Source organism: Roseobacter sp. (assembly GCF_045106495.1).
Lineage (GTDB): Bacteria > Pseudomonadota > Alphaproteobacteria > Rhodobacterales > Rhodobacteraceae > Roseobacter.
Genome location: NZ_JBGCEQ010000025.1, coordinates 26,110 through 42,926, shown reverse-complemented (window position 1 = coordinate 42,926; position 16,817 = coordinate 26,110). Strand labels below are relative to the sequence as shown.

The window sequence follows — 16,817 nt, the reverse complement described above, 5'->3', positions numbered from 1 at the left end:
ATACGGCGCGAATTCTTGACGGCTTCGCTCAGGTACCTTAGAACGGTTCTAATTTAATTGCACTGCGCAAAACGGAGTGCGAAACCCGGACTTAGGCATTTTATCGCGCCGCGTCAATCAAATGCGGGCGGGTGCGCGACGGCAAGGAGCCTCAGAATGAAGCTTTCCACAAAAGGGCGCTATGCAATGGTTGCGCTGGCAGATATTGCGCTGCAGCCGGAAGGGCAACTGGTGACGCTCGGGGACATAGCTGAACGCCAGGCCATTTCACTGCCGTATCTCGAACAGTTGTTTGTCAAACTGCGCCGTGCCGAGCTGGTCTCGTCAGTGCGCGGACCGGGTGGTGGCTATCGGCTTGCCAAACGCGCCTCGGACATACGCGTGGTGGAGATACTGTCTGCGGTAGATGAAACCGTTGATGCCATGCACAAGGGTGCCGGCGCCTCCGGTGGCGCGTCGGGCAGCCGGGCACAATCGCTGACCAACCGGCTGTGGGAAGGGCTCAGCGCCCATGTCTATGTATTCCTGCACCATACGCGGCTGTCAGATGTAGTGGCGAATGAACTGGTACCTTGCCCGGCAGTGCCGAACCTCTTTGCTGTTGTCGATGAAGAATGAGCCGCGTCTACCTAGATCACAACGCTACGACACCGCTGCGCCCGGAGGCGCGCAATGCGATGATTGCGGCGATGGATGTGATGGGTAACCCGTCGTCGGTGCATGCAGAGGGCCGTGCGGCTAAGGGGCTTATGGAGCATGCCCGGACCCAAGTGGCGGGTCTTGTGGGCTGTGCCCCGTCGCAAGTGATTTTTACCGGCAGCGCGACGGAAGCCGCGGCTTTGGCGGTAGCGCAGAAAAACCAGCATGGAGGTGTTTTTGCATCCCTTCCCACAGAGCATGATTGCTTTACAGTCTGGAGCGACATCGAACTGCCTTCGCTTTATGACAAAGACGGTTCGGTCAGCGCCCAAGGTTCCAGCCGATTCATGAACTTGATTGACAGCCTCGCAGGGCAGAACAGGTGCGCAGACGGAGACCCCGTTGCACTGGTTGCGGTCTCGGCGGCCAATAGCGAAACAGGTGTCATGCTCCAAAGCCGTCAAATTCCGCCGAACGGCTATCGGGGCGCATCCAGCGATGGGGCAGTGCCTTTTTCAATCGTTTGCGACATCACGCAAATCGCCGGGAAACTGCCCGTTTTGTATGACGGCGAAAAACGCCCTGCCTACATGATCCTCTCGGCGCACAAGCTGGGAGGTCCTAAAGGCGTCGGCGCGCTGATCAACTTCACAGCCAAGGATCCACAGCCGGTTTTGCGTGGGGGCGGGCAGGAAATGGGTCGCCGTTCCGGCACCGAAAACATTGTTGGCATTGCCGGATTTGGCGCGGCGGCAGAGGCAGCGCAACGTGATCTTGCCGCAGGACGCTGGGAAGAAATAGCAGAACTTAGAAAGATTCTAGAAAACACCCTTGCAGCTGGGGCCAAGACGACTATTTTTGTCGGGAAAGGCGTGAATCGCCTGCCCAACACGTCTTGTTTCGCAACGCCCGGATGGAAGGGCGAGACCCAAGTGATGCAGATGGATCTGGCAGGGTTTGCCGTTAGCGCGGGATCTGCTTGTTCGAGCGGCAAAGTGCGCGCCAGTACGGTATTGCGTTCGATGGGATTTGACGACGAGACAGCCAGCAGCGCCATACGGGTGTCGTTGGGGTTAGATACAACTGAGCAAGACGTGCTGCGGTTCGCCGACGCCTGGCTTGCGCAAGAACGTAAATTTCGCGCCCGTGCGGCGTGAGTTTTGGAGGGAAAGATGGCTGCATTGGATCAACCCTTGGACGATGTCCAAGTGAAAGACGGCGTCGATCAGGAAACTGTGGATGCTGTCCGCGAGGTGGGCGGCAAATACAAATACGGCTGGTCCACAGACATCGAAATGGAGTATGCGCCCAAAGGTCTGTCGCCCGATATCGTGCGGCTGATCTCGGAGAAGAACGAAGAGCCCGAATGGATGCTCGAGTGGCGTCTGGCGGCTTATGATCGCTGGTTGCAGAAAAAAGAACCCACGTGGGCGATGGTCGATTATCCCGAGATAGATTTTCAGGATCAATACTATTACGCGCGTCCAAAGTCGATGGAAGTGAAGCCTAAGTCGCTGGACGATGTCGATCCCAAGCTATTGGAAACATATAAGAAACTTGGCATTCCGCTGAAGGAACAGCTGATCCTCGCAGGTGTCGAAGGTGCCGAACAACTGGGCGATGAACCACGCAAGGTCGCTGTGGATGCGGTGTTTGACTCTGTCTCCGTCGGTACGACTTTCCAGGACGAATTGAAAAAAGCAGGCGTGATCTTTTGCTCCATTTCTGAAGCCATAAAAGAGCACCCAGATCTGGTCAAAAAGTACCTCGGCACCGTGGTACCCGTCTCTGACAATTACTATGCCACCCTGAATTCCGCGGTATTTTCGGACGGTTCCTTCGTCTACGTGCCACCCGGTGTCCGCTGTCCTATGGAACTGTCGACGTACTTCCGCATCAACGCAGAAAACACAGGGCAATTTGAGCGCACGCTGATCATCGCCGACAAAGGTTCTTACGTGTCCTACCTCGAAGGCTGCACCGCGCCGCAACGCGATATCGCGCAACTGCACGCTGCTGTGGTCGAGATTATCGTCGAGGAAGATGCGGAGGTGAAGTATTCCACCGTGCAAAACTGGTACCCGGGCGATGAGAACGGCAAAGGAGGCATCTACAACTTTGTGACCAAACGCGCCGATTGCCGGGGCGACCGCGCCAAGGTGATGTGGACGCAGGTTGAAACAGGCTCTGCCGTGACGTGGAAATATCCGTCTTGTATCTTACGCGGCGATGACACGCAGGGTGAGTTTTACTCTATTGCCATTACCAACCACATGCAGCAGGCCGACACTGGTACCAAGATGATCCACCTGGGCAAACGCACCAAATCGCGCATTGTGTCCAAAGGGATTTCTGCGGGCAAGGCGCAAAACACCTATCGCGGGCTGGTCTCGATGCACCCCAAGGCCAAGGAATCGCGCAACTATACGCAATGTGACAGCCTGCTGATTGGTGGTGACTGCGGCGCGCATACAGTGCCCTATATCGAGGTCAAGAATAACTCTTCGCGGGTCGAGCATGAGGCGACGACGTCCAAAGTCGACGACGATCAACTCTTCTATTGCCGCTCGCGCGGAATGGACGAAGAAGAGGCCGTGGCGCTTGTGGTCAACGGCTTCTGCAAGGACGTGCTGCAAGCGCTGCCGATGGAATTCGCGATGGAAGCACAGCAGCTTGTGGCGATTTCGCTTGAGGGGTCAGTTGGATAACCCACTATGCCTGGCAATGAGATCGATACACACGCAACACTGAATGAGCTGAAAGCTCCCCGCGCATATGATGGTGGCCGTGAGGCTGTGCTTGTCGGTTTTCTAACGTTCGTGGGGCTCATCGTTTTCTTTAAAACTGCATCAACCTCCTTGATTCCATCCATTGTGCGCTCATTTATTTGCGTTGTGGTTCCGCTGGGTTTTTCTTTTGCCACATGGAAGTGGATGGCGACGCAACGGAAACTAAGGGCCGCACAAGGGGCAGAAGGGCGACGACAAGCAAATCTTGAACGTGCGGCACAGCAGATTGCCGAAGCACGCGCCCGCGGTGATTTCGACAGATGGAAGACAGACAAATGATCCTGACCACCACCCCTGTCATCGAAGGTCACGCAATCACCGCCTACAAAGGCATCGTTGTAGGCGAAGCGATCATGGGCGCAAATATCGTGCGGGATTTCTTTGCCTCTGTCACGGATGTGATCGGCGGGCGTTCAGGTGCGTATGAGGGAAAACTGCAAGACGCTCGAACAGAAGCCATGGCGGAAATCGAAGAACGTGCGTCTGCTTTGGGCGCAAATGCCGTTGTGGGCATTGATCTCGACTATGAGGTGATTGGAGACAGTATGCTGATGGTCTCCGTTTCCGGCACTGCCGTTGTGATAACCTAGAACATTGAATATACGCCGTAAGGCACTGACATATAAACGCTTCTGCGTTGGGAAAAGGGAAAAAATGCTTAGCATCAAGAACTTGCAAGTGAAACTCGAAGAAGAGGACAAGCAGATCCTCAAGGGCGTTGATCTGGAGATTGAAGCGGGCAAGGTGCACGCAATCATGGGCCCTAATGGTTCGGGAAAATCCACCCTGTCTTATGTGCTGTCTGGCAAGGATGGCTATGAGGTCACCGGCGGTACTGCGCATCTGGAAGGCGAAGATGTCTTGGAAATGGAGCCTGAAGAACGCGCAGCTGCAGGTCTTTTCCTGGCATTTCAGTATCCCGTGGAAATCCCCGGCGTGGGCAATATGACTTTCCTGCGTACTGCTGTGAACGCGCAACGCAAGGCCCGTGGCAAAGAGGAAATGTCAGCGTCAGAATTTCTCAAGGTCGTGCGCGCCCGCGCGAAGGAACTGAAGATCGACGCAGAAATGCTCAAGCGCCCTGTCAATGTTGGCTTTTCGGGTGGCGAAAAAAAACGCAACGAAATCCTGCAGATGGCGATGCTAGAGCCCAAAATGTGCATTCTGGATGAAACGGATTCCGGGCTCGATGTGGATGCCATGAAATTGGTCGCCGAAGGTGTGAACGCCCTGCGCGACGCAGGCCGGGGCTTCCTTGTCATCACGCACTATCAACGCTTGCTGGACCATATCAAACCCGATGTCGTGCACATAATGGCCGACGGACGCATCGTTAAAACGGGCGGCCCTGAGCTGGCGCTTGAAGTCGAAAACAATGGCTACAGTGATATTCTGGCAGAGGTCGCCTAATGGCTGAGACAGCACTTCAACAGTCGCCGACACAAACTCGGATTGACACATTGCAAATGCCCCAAACCGGCTGGCCCGATAGCGCCCGTAAGGAAGCTTTGTCACGGGTCCATTCAATGGGATTGCCAAAACGGCGCGATGAGTACTGGAAATACACGCGTCCAGACACATTGGTTCAGGGAGAGGCATTGCCAGCGTCCTTGTTTGACAATGACGAAGCCCCGATTTTTGATGGAATGGACCGCCTCCAGATCGTTTTTGTCGATGGTGTTTTCGATGCGGAAGCTTCTGACGATTTGGCGTTGGAAGGCGTAATTATCGAACGTCTGGCCGAAGCAGAAACAGATATCCACTGGGCGCGGGACCTCTATGGCGTGTTGGAAACAAAGGGGCAGGACCCTGTTGCGCGCCCTTTGGCGGCCTTGAATACGGCTTTTGCGACCGATGGCGTGCTGATCCATGTGACGGGAACCCCGTCCAAACCGATCAATCTCACCTATCATCACCGATCCGAGACCAGCGATGCGATCCTGCACCATGTCATTCGTGTGGACCCTGGCTCCGAAGTCACAATTCTTGAAAACGGTCCCGCAGCGGCGCGCTTCAACAAGTGTATGGAAGTCGATATAGCAGATGGCGCGACGTTCCAGCACGTCCGGGCACAAGGACGCGATCACGAAAGACGTGCCGTTACGCATATTTTCGCGCGCCTTGGATCAGAAAGTACCTTCAAATCTTTCACGTTAACAGCGAACGGCGTGCTGACACGCAACGAATGTGTGATCGAACTAACGGGTGATGACGCGGTGGCGCACGTAGCAGGAGCCTGTGTTGGAGATGGCGATTTTCACCATGATGACACGGTTTTTGTCACCCATGATGCGGTTGGATGCGAAAGCCGACAGGTTTTCAAAAAAGTGCTTCGAAATGGGGCAACAGGTGTTTTTCAGGGCAAGATTTTGGTTAAGAAAGATGCTCAGAAAACGGACGGGTATCAGATCAGCCAATCGCTATTGCTTGACGATGACAGCCAGTTTCTTGCCAAGCCGGAACTGGAAATCTATGCCGATGACGTGATTTGCTCGCACGGGTCAACGTCTGGGGCGATTGATGAAGATGCTCTTTTCTATCTTCGGTCCCGAGGACTGCCAGCGGATGCTGCGACTGACTTGCTGACATTGGCCTTTTTAGCGGAAGCCGTCGAAGAGATTGAAAACGAGGATTTGCGAGAAGAAATCAATGGTCGTTTGGCTGCCTGGCTGGAACGGCACCGCGGCTAATGGCGGTCACGCGCAACATCACGGCGACCTACCGTAATCCCGGCAAGGTGCTGCGCGGCATGTTGTCCCTTGGTCCTCGAGAGGATCGTGCGCTGGCCTATCTGATGGCGGGGTGTGTGATCGTCTTTGTTGCGCAAATGCCGCGGCTGGCGCGCGAAGCTCACATTGAAGGTACAGAGCTGAACATGTTGCTGGGGGCATCGCTTATGGCGTGGGTCTTCATCGCGCCTTTGATGTTGTATTGTCTTGCAGCGGCTTCCCATGTGGTGGCAAAACTCTTCCGCGGGCGAGGCAGCTATTATGGCGCGCGTCTAGCTTTGTTTTGGGCGCTCTTGGCTGCATCACCTTTGATGTTGCTGAACGGTCTGGTTGCCGGGTTCATTGGTCCGGGTTTGGAATTGCAAATCGTCGGTTTTGTCTGGTTTCTGGCGTTTGTCTGGTTTTGGGTGGGCGGTTTGATTGCCGCTGAAAGGATGCCAGGGTGAGTTTGGCAATAGACTGGAAGCAATTGGCGTGGCTATCGTTGCGAGAGCCCAAGACCGCCGCCGCTCAGATCCTGAGTTGGAAGGTTGAACGCAATACCTTGTGGTTGCTGGCAACTGTCGTGATCATATGCACGACAATTGTTTCGGTCATTTCCAACTACCTTGTGCCCGTGCCGGACCCCTATGCGTCCCTTGTTGCGCAGCCTTTCAGGCTTTTTATGATCATGGCGGGCGTATTTTTGATTTCTGTTCACATGCTGTTCTGGGTGGGTCGTGCCCTTGGTGGTAAGGGGGACATGAATGACTTGCTTTCGCTGCTGGTTTGGCTGCAGATTTTGCGCGCCGGTGCTCAGGTGGTTGTGGTGATCGCGGTTCTGTTGTCACCCGTTCTGGCCGCTTTTCTGGTTCTGTTTGTTCTGGTTGCGACACTCTGGATACTTTTGAATTTCACCAGCATCGGGCTTCAGCTTGAGTCTCTGTCCCGTGCTTTCGTCGTATGTCTCGTGACGCTGTTTGCCATTGTTTTTGCTATTGCTTTGGTCGGTCCCATGATCGGCATCGGCGCTCTGGGAGTCCCTGCCAATGTATGATGTCCACAAGATACGGAGTGATTTTCCAATTCTGAGCCGTGAAGTGAATGGCAAACCTTTGGTTTACCTCGACAATGGGGCCTCGGCGCAAAAACCGCAGGTGGTCATCGATGCGATCACCCATGCCTATTCGAACGAATATGCAAATGTGCACAGGGGATTGCACTATCTGTCCAACCTCGCCACCGACAAGTACGAAAGCGTACGCGGAGTGATCGCAAAATTTCTCGGCGCGCCTTCCGAGGATGAGATTGTGCTGAATTCCGGCACAACCGAAGGCATCAACATGGTCGCTTACGGATGGGCCATGCCAAGGATGCAAGCGGGCGATGAGATCGTTCTCAGTGTGATGGAACACCATGCCAACATCGTGCCTTGGCACTTCCTGCGCGAACGCCAGGGCGTTGTCTTGAAATGGGTGGATGTCGACAGTACGGGTTACCTGGATCCGCAGGCCGTAATAGACGCTATTGGTCCTAGAACGAAACTTATCGCGATTTCTCATCTTTCCAATGTCTTGGGAACACGTGTCGATGTAAAAACCATTACAAGAGAAGCCCATGCGCGGGGTGTTCCTGTATTGGTGGATGGCAGCCAGGCCGCAGTACATCAACCGGTGGATGTCTCGGACATTGGATGTGATTTTTACGCGATTACCGGCCATAAACTCTACGGGCCTTCAGGTTCCGGCGCGATTTACGTGAAGTCAGAACGTATGGCTGAAATGCGCCCCTTCATCGGAGGGGGTGACATGATCCGCGACGTTACCAAGGATACTGTCACCTACAACGATCCGCCCATGATGTTTGAAGCTGGCACACCAGGTATCGTGCAAACCATCGGTCTGGGTGTGGCGCTCGACTACATGATGGATTTGGGCATGGATCAGATTTCACAACATGAGGATAGACTGCGCGACTACACGGTCAAGAAACTCAGCGGGTTGAACTGGTTGCAGGTTCAAGGGACGACGGCGGACAAAGCGGCGATTTTCAGCTTTACAATGGATGGAGCCGGGCATGCGCATGATATTTCAACGATTTTGGACAAGAAAGGCGTGGCCGTGCGGGCGGGACAGCATTGCGTTGCTCCGCTGATGGCGCATATGGGTATACCTGCGAGCTGTCGCGCGTCCTTTGGCCTTTATAATACCGAAGACGAAGTGGATGTTCTGGTCGACGCCCTGGAACTTGCACATGATCTCTTTGCTTGATCATTCGTATGCGCGCGGCTTTTTGAAGGCATCTTAAGCACGTTCTGCCATCCATTGAAGATTCGATTTCGCTACCGCGGGCACGCTCTTTCAAATTGCTAACGCGCCTTTCTGCATCGCTTCGGAGGCCGGAACCAGCAGCAGGTCAGCATCTGTCATGCCAGAGCCTGGCCGCAGTCATTGAATGGCCCATTGTGAATCTACTGCAAAAGGTTAGATGCCGCACCACGGCTTACTCATTGTTGCCATTCGTTCACAACTCGATATTTCCAACTTGTGAAAGACCGTGTCGTGGAAAAACTGTTATGGCAGATGCGGCAATCAGCCACTCAGTGTTTCATCGCACCTACGACTTGAGGTTCTTGGAACCGAAGCGAAAATCCCATTTCCCGAAATTCACTTGAAAAGTCCCGGTAAATCCAAACCGAACCATTGCAGTGGCGTTATCTGATAAGCTGCCTTATCAACATAGTTTGGAAATTTGACATCGCTCCGAAGGGCTGGTTTTGTCGAACAGGCTTAGCTCTTTGTCCAAAAGGGCGCCCAAAAGAAGGGCGCCCTATTCTGCATAACGCGCGGAAATGTCACCCTGCTGGCGACAAGCACAAGCTTTCATCGTCGTTGTTGCTTTCGTCCTGTTCAATCAACATGTTGCCATGATCGACGGCAAGTTCGAATGCGCAGGATGCGTTCGCATAGCAATCGCGCGGAATGTTGACCGACACATCCATGTCATCGCCAGCGGGCAGCGCGGGGATAACCGTGTCGATGGTCGTACTACCCGCGAATGAAATCCGCAACGTAGAAGGCCCCGCATCACCCATACCGATATTGCGTACCGTGGCCGCGACGGATCGGGCCGGACCACCGCTCGGCCCGTTGTCGCCGCAATATAGCGCGTTGGGGACACCTTCGGGCAATTGCACATCAAACTGCGAATCGAACGGTGGCTCAGGGTTGGTCGGCAGGACAACAAGATCCGGACGGGGACCTTCCTTGCGTTCTCTTTCAGAAACTTCTTCGACATCAATGCTCGTCGAGATACCGCCCTCCTTTTGCGTCACTTGCGTCGTATACACCGCATCGACATCAAGGCTCAGTGGCGATTGCACGATCAGATAGCCTTCAACATAGCCTTGCGTCCCGATCAGGTCGCGCGCCTCGGAGCAATCTGCTTTCAGAGCTTCGTCGTAGTCCAGTTCATCAAGTCCAATGGGAACAACCCGCCCGGCAAGTTGCTTTTCCGGCGGGAAACTAAGCGCAATCTTCTTGAAGAATGTCACACGCTCGTCATTGGGGTTGTGGACGTTGACGGTTGTCCTGAAATCACCCGGAACAAGACGCGGGTCTTTCGGGTCGTTGTTGCCACCGCATATGTATTTTGCGGCGTACTCATATCGGGCGCAGAGAACATCGACCGTTGTGCGACCGGAATTGTTTGACGGATCGGTATCGTAGCCGCCTGAATTCACAACTTCAGCAACATTTGTCAGAGTCGCAAATTGCGCATCTGGCGCACATACCACGTCAACGCTGACCCGTGCATTAATCACGGCATCCCGCGTTTCGCCTGGCGCAAGGCCACCAAGGGCGCAGGTGACTTCTTGGCCAATGGCCGTGCAGTTGGGCGATCCGTCTACAAAATGCAATCGCTGATCCAGAACATCCGTAACCTGCACATCTGCAGTAGCATTTCCACCTCGGTTCTCCACAGTGATCGTAAAGTCGACAGGTTGGCCGGCCACAACCGGATCTGGGCTCGCCGTTTTGGCCACAACAGCGAGATCCGTGGTTTGGAGGCTTGCCACGACAAAGTCGATGTCTTCAGCCGACGGCTCTTCGTTCCAACCAGGAATGTCACCCTCAGCGACCAGAGCATTCCGGTTTGGATCGAGAACCACGTTGCTCCAGTCATCTGCACCGGAATACTGCTGGACGTTCGCATTGGACGCGTCGCCGCAGCGGGGTGTTCCGATACAGCTGGCATCGGCCGCATCCACTGCGCCGTTTCCATCATTGTCCATCATGTCATTGCAGGTGTTTATGCCTACACCACCCTCGCTGGCGGCCGGATTCCAAAACGCATTGTTGAAATCGATAGTTGGCGGAGCCTGTTGAGCGCCCGGCGTACCATCTCCGTCCCAGTCTGGCGTTGCATTCAAACGTCCTGTGACCAGCGCTTGATTGTTTAGAGTCCAAGCGGAGAAATTGGCAGCATCCGAGCCATCTTGAACGATCGTTTCATCCCAAGCTGTTTCATCAATATCCGCAAGCGGCGCAAAGCCGCGCCCGTTGGCAAATCGCGGCGGTGAGTAATCGAGAATAAATCCATCACCGGTGCCGTCGCCATCAATGTCTTGTCCGTTGGGCACACCTCCGGCCACCATGATTCCACCCTGAAAGCGGTAGTTCATGACGCTGACGTAGTTGGGTTTGCAATTCACGTCATTGGTTGTGGGTTCTTCCTCATCTGGACCGCCATGATCTAGTCCGAGCGTGTGTCCGATCTCATGCATCAGAAGCCCGGCATTCTGATTGAACAGTAGAAAATCGTTTCCGCGCGCCTGTCCGCCCATGTTGGGGAGTGGTCCGCCAGCGACAGCGTTGATGCCATACCGAAAGACCTGTTCGCGGATGGGATCAAAATTTCCCCGTGCGGGATCAAATTTCGCTTCTGCAAAATCTGTTTCACCATCATCATCGGAATCAACGAACAAATCGGGCACTCCGCTAACCGGGAAGCCATTGCCGCCGCCAAGATTACCTCCGTCCGGAAGACTGGAAAACGCAAGCGCACCAACGAGGCAGTCCGTATCTAATTGGTCCGATCCGTCACCGCCACCATTGTCAAAACCATCGCCGCATGTATTGGCACCTGCGCCGTCTTCGGAGGCCGTGGGATCGGTGAGATTGCCGGTATCAACCCACAGGTTGATGCCCTCGCCGGGAGTGCTGACTCCGCCGGCGTTCGCGGGAGCAAGTGCGAAGGACTGAACCACGGCCGCAACCGCCGCCTGCGTTGGCTCTTGACCGGTCATCCAGTCCAACTCCACAAAAATATCTTTGACCGTTGGGTCGGCTCCCATGGCCGGAAGGTCGAGATCCGGAGAGCCATCACAATCCTGGTCGATACCAGACACTTCCCACTGATCGGGCAGGCCGTCGCCGTCGGTGTCATCCAGTATCGGAACGATCGTCACTTCGTCGAACGTGACCTCGCGCGCGCCTTGCTGGAAGTCCGACATACCGTTTAAGCCAAACTTGCGGGTATTTACGCGCACCACGAAGTCGTAGCTGACGCCTGCAGTCAAAGTTGCCGTTATCGACTGATCGAATGTTCTGTTGATATTGAGATTTACTGTGGTTCCAGCTGTTCCGCGCTCTTCGCGTTCATAAATGAGATCATTCGCCAGTTCTACGTCGTTCGTAATGTCACGCAGGATCGTGCGAACATCGACCTCACCTCGGATCACGGAGCCACCACCAAATCCGCGCAACCGGCCGCGCAGGTGAATATTGCTCATCGCAAGGGTGGTGGTTCCGCTGAAACATGGGCGAAACCGCACGCCGACCTCAGCGAAGGCAGAGCGTTGTAATGCACCATTGCCTGACGCCCGCGCTTCGGCGCGGTGGTCCTGCAAGCTTATGCCATGATGGTCGCCACCTTCGTCGGAGGTGTTTGCGTCGCAATCTCCAAGGGGGCAGTTAAAGACGCCACCGACATCAAATTGAGCAGTTGCTAGGGTAGGGATTGTAGTCACGCCTAGTCCAATGACCACGACTCTCGCGAAGTCGAAAAAATTCAACATCATTAAAATCCAACTATAATTTAATTTAATCTAAATGCCGAAAACATAGCATAGTTTTGTCCAAATTTCGACGTGGAATTGTATCGGACCTCTTTCCGACACCAAATCAAAGCAGGATCGCAATGATGCTTCCGGTCGAGGCCTGCCTCAAATCTGATGCCGTCGTTAGTCGTGATATGGGCACTTGAAAATGGCTGAATGTAGTCTTGCTTATTCCAAATATTGCGCTCGCAAAGACGCGAGCTTCAGCCTGAAAACGCCATTCAGACCTTCTTTGCCAAACAGCTTCACGCATACCACGAACCATTTGGACGCAAGTTGTAAACTTTTCTCTGTCAGCCATCGTGACGATGCGCGAGCGAAGATGGCGCAGGTCATAAAAAGAGAAACTGCTACAAGTAAAAAAATGAGTAAGTTCGGGTCTTTCGAGGCTGCTCAAACCAAAGAGATCATCGAATTAGTTGCGGTGGATTGCCTGTTTGAAATGTGACTTACCGATCCGGATTTCGATCTTTGAAACTGTCAAAATGAACAACCAGCCGCAAATCCTAAGCGCCAAGGCGAAGAAATTTACACCCGTCGCAATTTTCACGTTGCAGGTACAAAGTAGCAGAGCGTCGCGATGTCCTGTTTTGGACTCAGAGGCACATTGTGATGGCGCGGCGAGCAAACTCCTTTCCATTGGCCACAGCCCGCTGGTTTACGGTGCTGTTAGGGTCGGCTGATTTCCGCCCGAAGAACGTTGGAACTTAAAATTTTCTGTTGCGCCCGGAGACCAAACCGTCGCCCTTGAAGTGAACTTCAAAGTTGCCTTGTCACTCGACCACTTCAATTCCAAGACAACAAAGCTCGCAACGAAAACCGGCGCGAATGCTTCGACAGACAGTAGCTTTTTCTGAGAACGCAGCCATTCGCCCAATTTGCGATGATCCCAAATTGCTAAATGCAAAGCGGTCATGGGTGGCAACTAGGTTCAGTTGTTCGGCAATGGCCCGCTGTGAAATCCTTTTCCCTCCTTTAAAAGAAGATTGTGAGTCCAGTCATGGAAACGATCAGAAACAAGACAGTCATGATCCCTCCCGAGCGAACGAAATCCACAACACGGTAACCCGCCGGTCCCATGATCAGCGCGTTGACTTGATGTGTTGGGATCAGGAATGAGTTCGAAGTCGAAATTGCCACCGTTAACGCGAAGATCGCTGGGTCACCTCCTGAAGAGATCGCAATGGAAATCGCCAAGGGCACAAGTAAGACTGTCGCGCCAACATTCGACATAACCAACGTAAAGATCGTCGCCAGGATGGCCACGCCAGTTTGCAGGGACCAGATCGGCCATCCGTTCAAGAGCGACAAGATCTGCTCCGCAATCCAAGCAGCAGTACCGGTGTTTTGGACCGCCTGACCCAGAGGAATTAGTGATGCAAGCAGAAACACTGTACTCCACCCCACCGCATCATAGGCTTCATCGATTGAAAGCACGCGCGATAGGATCATACCCACCGCTCCCGCCAGCAGTGCAAGCGACAGAAGCAAATCCGTAAACAATATCAACCCGAGCGTCATCAAAAAGAACCCAATTGCCCAGTTGACCTTATGCGGGCGCAACTCCTCCTGTGGGAAGTCAGATGTCACGACCACAAAATCCTGATCGGACTTCAGTCGGGTCAATCTCTCCCATTGAACATGGACAACCAATGTGTCGCCGGCCTGCAAGAGCACCTCACCGATATGGGTCGCGACGTGGTCTTCGGTTTCAACGTGGCTTAATGTTTCTTCGCCACGGTGGATCGCCAGAATGGACAGACCATGTGTCTGGCGCAGGCGAAGTTCGATGGGCGATTGGCCAATAACGGATGAGCCCGGTGGGATGACCACTTCGGCCACCCCAGATTCCGTTGCGGCAAAATCATCTGCGAAGACGTCCAGTTCGGACATTATTTCCAAACCATAAGGCTCGGCAAATTCGTCATACAGGACGCGCCGCAATCCCAGAATTGCCAAACGTGCCGGTGCCTCGATCACTGTATCCGCCATGGGCGCAATAACCTTGTGACCCCTATAAGACGTGCCAAGAATATAGATGTGATGTGCGACCATAATATCTGCCAGCTTTTGGCCGATCAATATAGAACCCTCTGGCACGCTCACTTCGAACATATCGGCACGCAGCCCATAGGTATTCTCAACGTAAGACTGCATCGACCGTGCAGCGCCCGCGTCTTCGCCGCGACCCCGTTGACCGGGTAGGATCCAACGGCCCAAAAACACGAAATAGAGCACCCCTGTCAGTACCAGCATCATCCCGATTGGCGTAACCGAGAAGAGGCCAAAAGGCTGCATCTGCTGATCGGCAGGTAAAGTTCGATTGACTGAAATCAGCAAGTCATTCAGCAAGATGAGTGGTGAGGAACCGACCATGGTAATGGTGCCACCAAGAATGGCGCAGAACCCCATGGGCATAGCCAAACGGCTCATTGGTATTTCTGTCCTGGCAGATATCCGACTGATAACCGGAAGGAACAATGCCGCAGCCCCAACGTTCTGCATGAAAGAACTGATGACACCCACTGTGCCTGACACGATCGGGATAATCCGGGTTTCGGTCGTGCCGCCCCGTTTCAAAATCAGCGTGGCAACCTTGGACATCAGACCTGTCTTGTCCAGCCCGGCACCGATGATCATCACCGCAATAATCGAGATGACTGCGTTCGACGAGAACCCTGCAAAGAGGTCAGCACGGTCGGCGAGATTTTCCAGACCGGGCAGAGTGCTCAGAACCCCCAAAATCACCATCACTAGGACAGCCGCCAAATCGATGCGGATGATCTCTGACACGAACAGGAACACGGTGAAGGCAAGAAGCCCAAGAACCACCATCATTTCGAACGTCAGAACTGTCGCTTCCATCGTTTCTCCCCAAACGGAAGACTAGCGTCGGTTTACCATCAGGCATAGGTCCAATTCAGCCAAAACGATCGGCCAGTGGCATTGGTACCCGTCAACAATTCCATGAATCTGGTGTCTGGGTTGGATCAGCGGTCCTTTCAATATATCTGTCGAAATTGACGGATGTCGGTTTTTTGCAAAGTTTCGAAATCAGCTCTAGCCGGTCGATCACCGACAGATCGGCATGCAGCGTTGCGGCCCGGCAATACCCGCGTTCATCGCGGTTTCGACACTTTGAGCGTGCTTGGACAAGTTTCACTAGGCGGGCGGAAGGCAAAGTACGATCAAGTTGAACACGCCTCCAAAGCAGATGCTCGTCAGGCTCCAAGATACACCTCTTGCTCAAAACAGTTGGAAGGACACTTAAGATTGGTTTTGCTAGGGCTGACCCAGGGATCTGCTATGCATTTCGACAACGACCATCCACCCAATGTGGCTGAAGTAGAATTGGCCGCCTATGACGTTGGGCCTTAATAGTTTGGGCTGAAAACAAAGCACTGTTTCCAATGAAAATAAGTCTCCAAACATTTGATACCAATACAGAAATATCATCATCCGAAACTGAAAGCCGAGCACATGATTTAACGCCCCCAAAAAATCGACGTACTAAAGTGACAACGCAAAGCTAAAGGTTAGTAAGGTCCATTTCTATGATGTGTTAAATTTCAAGATGGAGGATCAAAGATGCATACGACTTTCAGGATGACGTTAATAAACTCGGCAATCTCTGTTATTTTATTGGCAACAACAGCTTCGCTCGGGACATGGGCTCCGCGATTTTGGCCATAACCTTCGATGGCAATAATCCGAGCATCCCTACAAGAAACGCGACTGTATTGACCGATTTGGATGCCAATCCTACAGCAACTGCCAACTCCGGGTTTTGCACTGCTAAGCGGATCACAACCGATATTGTTCTGACGGCGAGGCATTGTTTTACTCCAATCCCAAAATTTTGATTTACCGCCATTGGGATCACCAAATTTCCGCGTTTGGCCATCCGCGTATGGAAGTGATTGGGCCAACCGAAACCGTTGGCACCCTATTTTCAACCGAACACTGAATGGAGTGCAGGTCTATTTCGGCAATATCGCGAACCAGTTGCTGTTGAAACTTGACAGAGCCGTTTCCAGGGAGATCGCGACCCCTGCTAAACCTTTTTTGGGCACATCTTGGATGTCGATTGATTGGTCGGCACAGAATTTCAGAATGGCGGGTTGGGGATGGTTTGTGCGGACACCAAGTTCATCAGAAAGACTGCATTGAGCAAGTTTCATAATGAACCAGGGAGGCGTATCCTCGAGACGGTGTTCAAAAATCTTAACTACATTTGGATGATCAATCGCGCTTTGGTACTTAACTTCACGCCTAAATCGCGCACCAAGATCGACTCCTGGGTTTTCAGCCTCTGCTTCTGGCTTCAGCGCCTTCAAAGCAAAGTGTCGTCCTGCGTCATCGCGCACTTCGTACACGACGCCAAAACCACCTGTGCCACGTTCTCTAATTGTGTGGTATGCCATCTTGCCCTCTCACTCTTAACGCCTTGAATTAAAGGGAAATTTGGTGCGGGCGGTGGGAGTCGAACCCACACGGGCGTACGCCCTCCAGATTTTAAGTCTGGTATGTCTACCATTCCATCACGCCCGCATCGCTTGT

The 16,817-nt window shown here is 53.4% G+C and carries 14 protein-coding genes and 1 tRNA gene; 11 read left to right on the top strand and 4 right to left on the bottom strand.

Annotated features, from left to right (window positions below; all coding sequences use genetic code 11):
- Window positions 1-156: 156 nt before the first annotated feature.
- The 10 genes from AB8B75_RS16255 to AB8B75_RS16210 all read left to right on the top strand — a co-directional run bounded on the left by AB8B75_RS16255 (window position 157) and on the right by AB8B75_RS16210 (window position 8,406).
- Entirely contained in the window at window positions 157-618 is a 462-nt protein-coding gene (locus AB8B75_RS16255; protein ID WP_405363802.1) for an Rrf2 family transcriptional regulator, read from the top strand.
- Window positions 615-1,796: a cysteine desulfurase family protein gene (locus AB8B75_RS16250; RefSeq protein ID WP_405363801.1), complete on the top strand. Its 1,182-nt coding sequence runs from the start codon at window positions 615-617 to the stop codon at window positions 1,794-1,796. The genes AB8B75_RS16255 and AB8B75_RS16250 overlap by 4 nt, the downstream gene beginning before the upstream one ends.
- A 15-nt stretch (window positions 1,797-1,811) precedes the next feature.
- The gene (gene sufB / locus AB8B75_RS16245) at window positions 1,812-3,347 is read left to right on the top strand and encodes a Fe-S cluster assembly protein SufB (RefSeq protein WP_405363799.1); all 1,536 of its coding nucleotides are present in this window, start codon (window positions 1,812-1,814) and stop codon (window positions 3,345-3,347) included.
- A gap of 6 nt (window positions 3,348-3,353) precedes the next feature.
- Entirely contained in the window at window positions 3,354-3,707 is a 354-nt protein-coding gene (locus AB8B75_RS16240) for a hypothetical protein (RefSeq protein WP_405363797.1), read from the top strand.
- A complete protein-coding gene (locus tag AB8B75_RS16235; protein WP_405363795.1) occupies window positions 3,704-4,018 on the top strand; it encodes a heavy metal-binding domain-containing protein in 315 nt (104 codons plus the stop codon). Before AB8B75_RS16240 ends, AB8B75_RS16235 begins: the two co-directional genes overlap by 4 nt.
- A 64-nt stretch (window positions 4,019-4,082) precedes the next feature.
- Window positions 4,083-4,838 carry a Fe-S cluster assembly ATPase SufC gene (gene sufC, locus AB8B75_RS16230; RefSeq protein WP_405363794.1) on the top strand — a complete coding sequence of 252 codons (756 nt, stop codon included), beginning with the start codon at window positions 4,083-4,085 and terminating at the stop codon, window positions 4,836-4,838.
- Window positions 4,838-6,118 carry a Fe-S cluster assembly protein SufD gene (gene sufD / locus AB8B75_RS16225; protein WP_405363792.1) on the top strand — a complete coding sequence of 427 codons (1,281 nt, stop codon included), beginning with the start codon at window positions 4,838-4,840 and terminating at the stop codon, window positions 6,116-6,118. The genes sufC and sufD overlap by 1 nt, the downstream gene beginning before the upstream one ends.
- Window positions 6,118-6,603 carry a YIP1 family protein gene (locus AB8B75_RS16220; RefSeq protein WP_405363791.1) on the top strand — a complete coding sequence of 162 codons (486 nt, stop codon included), beginning with the start codon at window positions 6,118-6,120 and terminating at the stop codon, window positions 6,601-6,603. Before sufD ends, AB8B75_RS16220 begins: the two co-directional genes overlap by 1 nt.
- Window positions 6,600-7,193, top strand: coding sequence for a YIP1 family protein (locus tag AB8B75_RS16215; RefSeq protein WP_405363789.1), 594 nt, complete (start codon window positions 6,600-6,602; stop codon window positions 7,191-7,193). Before AB8B75_RS16220 ends, AB8B75_RS16215 begins: the two co-directional genes overlap by 4 nt.
- On the top strand, window positions 7,186-8,406 hold the full coding sequence (locus AB8B75_RS16210; RefSeq protein WP_405363788.1) for a cysteine desulfurase: 1,221 nt from the start codon (window positions 7,186-7,188) through the stop codon (window positions 8,404-8,406). Before AB8B75_RS16215 ends, AB8B75_RS16210 begins: the two co-directional genes overlap by 8 nt.
- Window positions 8,407-8,990: 584 nt before the next feature.
- Here the strand turns inward: AB8B75_RS16210 and AB8B75_RS16205 are convergent.
- Window positions 8,991-12,167, bottom strand: a complete 3,177-nt coding sequence (locus AB8B75_RS16205) for a CARDB domain-containing protein (protein WP_405363786.1) — start codon at window positions 12,165-12,167, stop codon at window positions 8,991-8,993.
- A gap of 238 nt (window positions 12,168-12,405) precedes the next feature.
- On the opposite strand from AB8B75_RS16205, the gene AB8B75_RS16200 reads away from it, so the two are divergent.
- On the top strand, window positions 12,406-12,705 hold the full coding sequence (locus tag AB8B75_RS16200; RefSeq protein ID WP_405363785.1) for a hypothetical protein: 300 nt from the start codon (window positions 12,406-12,408) through the stop codon (window positions 12,703-12,705).
- Between the two features lie 527 nt (window positions 12,706-13,232).
- Here AB8B75_RS16200 and AB8B75_RS16195 read toward each other — a convergent pair.
- The 3 genes from AB8B75_RS16195 to AB8B75_RS16185 form a co-directional block, all read right to left on the bottom strand.
- Window positions 13,233-15,122 (bottom strand): SLC13 family permease, encoded by a 1,890-nt coding sequence (locus tag AB8B75_RS16195; protein ID WP_405363784.1) that lies wholly within the window; start codon window positions 15,120-15,122, stop codon window positions 13,233-13,235.
- 1,115 nt (window positions 15,123-16,237) lie between these two features.
- On the bottom strand, window positions 16,238-16,681 hold the full coding sequence (locus tag AB8B75_RS16190) for a protein kinase domain-containing protein (RefSeq protein ID WP_405363783.1): 444 nt from the start codon (window positions 16,679-16,681) through the stop codon (window positions 16,238-16,240).
- Window positions 16,682-16,722: 41 nt separating this feature from the next.
- Window positions 16,723-16,808, bottom strand: a tRNA-Leu gene (locus AB8B75_RS16185).
- Window positions 16,809-16,817 lie beyond the last annotated feature (9 nt).

Excerpts from the sequence above, each read along its gene's own strand:
- AB8B75_RS16220 (WP_405363791.1), top strand. The coding sequence starts at position 6,118 with ATGGCGGTCACGCGCAACATCACGGCGACCTACCGTAATCCCGGCAAG.
- AB8B75_RS16235 (WP_405363795.1), top strand. The coding sequence starts at position 3,704 with ATGATCCTGACCACCACCCCTGTCATCGAAGGTCACGCAATCACCGCC.
- AB8B75_RS16210 (WP_405363788.1), top strand. The coding sequence starts at position 7,186 with ATGTATGATGTCCACAAGATACGGAGTGATTTTCCAATTCTGAGCCGT.
- AB8B75_RS16195 (WP_405363784.1), bottom strand. The coding sequence starts at position 15,122 with ATGGAAGCGACAGTTCTGACGTTCGAAATGATGGTGGTTCTTGGGCTT.
- sufC (WP_405363794.1), top strand. The coding sequence starts at position 4,083 with ATGCTTAGCATCAAGAACTTGCAAGTGAAACTCGAAGAAGAGGACAAG.
- AB8B75_RS16240 (WP_405363797.1), top strand. The coding sequence starts at position 3,354 with ATGCCTGGCAATGAGATCGATACACACGCAACACTGAATGAGCTGAAA.
- AB8B75_RS16255 (WP_405363802.1), top strand. The coding sequence starts at position 157 with ATGAAGCTTTCCACAAAAGGGCGCTATGCAATGGTTGCGCTGGCAGAT.
- AB8B75_RS16190 (WP_405363783.1), bottom strand. The coding sequence starts at position 16,681 with ATGGCATACCACACAATTAGAGAACGTGGCACAGGTGGTTTTGGCGTC.
- AB8B75_RS16250 (WP_405363801.1), top strand. The coding sequence starts at position 615 with ATGAGCCGCGTCTACCTAGATCACAACGCTACGACACCGCTGCGCCCG.
- AB8B75_RS16200 (WP_405363785.1), top strand. The coding sequence starts at position 12,406 with ATGGCTGAATGTAGTCTTGCTTATTCCAAATATTGCGCTCGCAAAGAC.
- sufB (WP_405363799.1), top strand. The coding sequence starts at position 1,812 with ATGGCTGCATTGGATCAACCCTTGGACGATGTCCAAGTGAAAGACGGC.
- sufD (WP_405363792.1), top strand. The coding sequence starts at position 4,838 with ATGGCTGAGACAGCACTTCAACAGTCGCCGACACAAACTCGGATTGAC.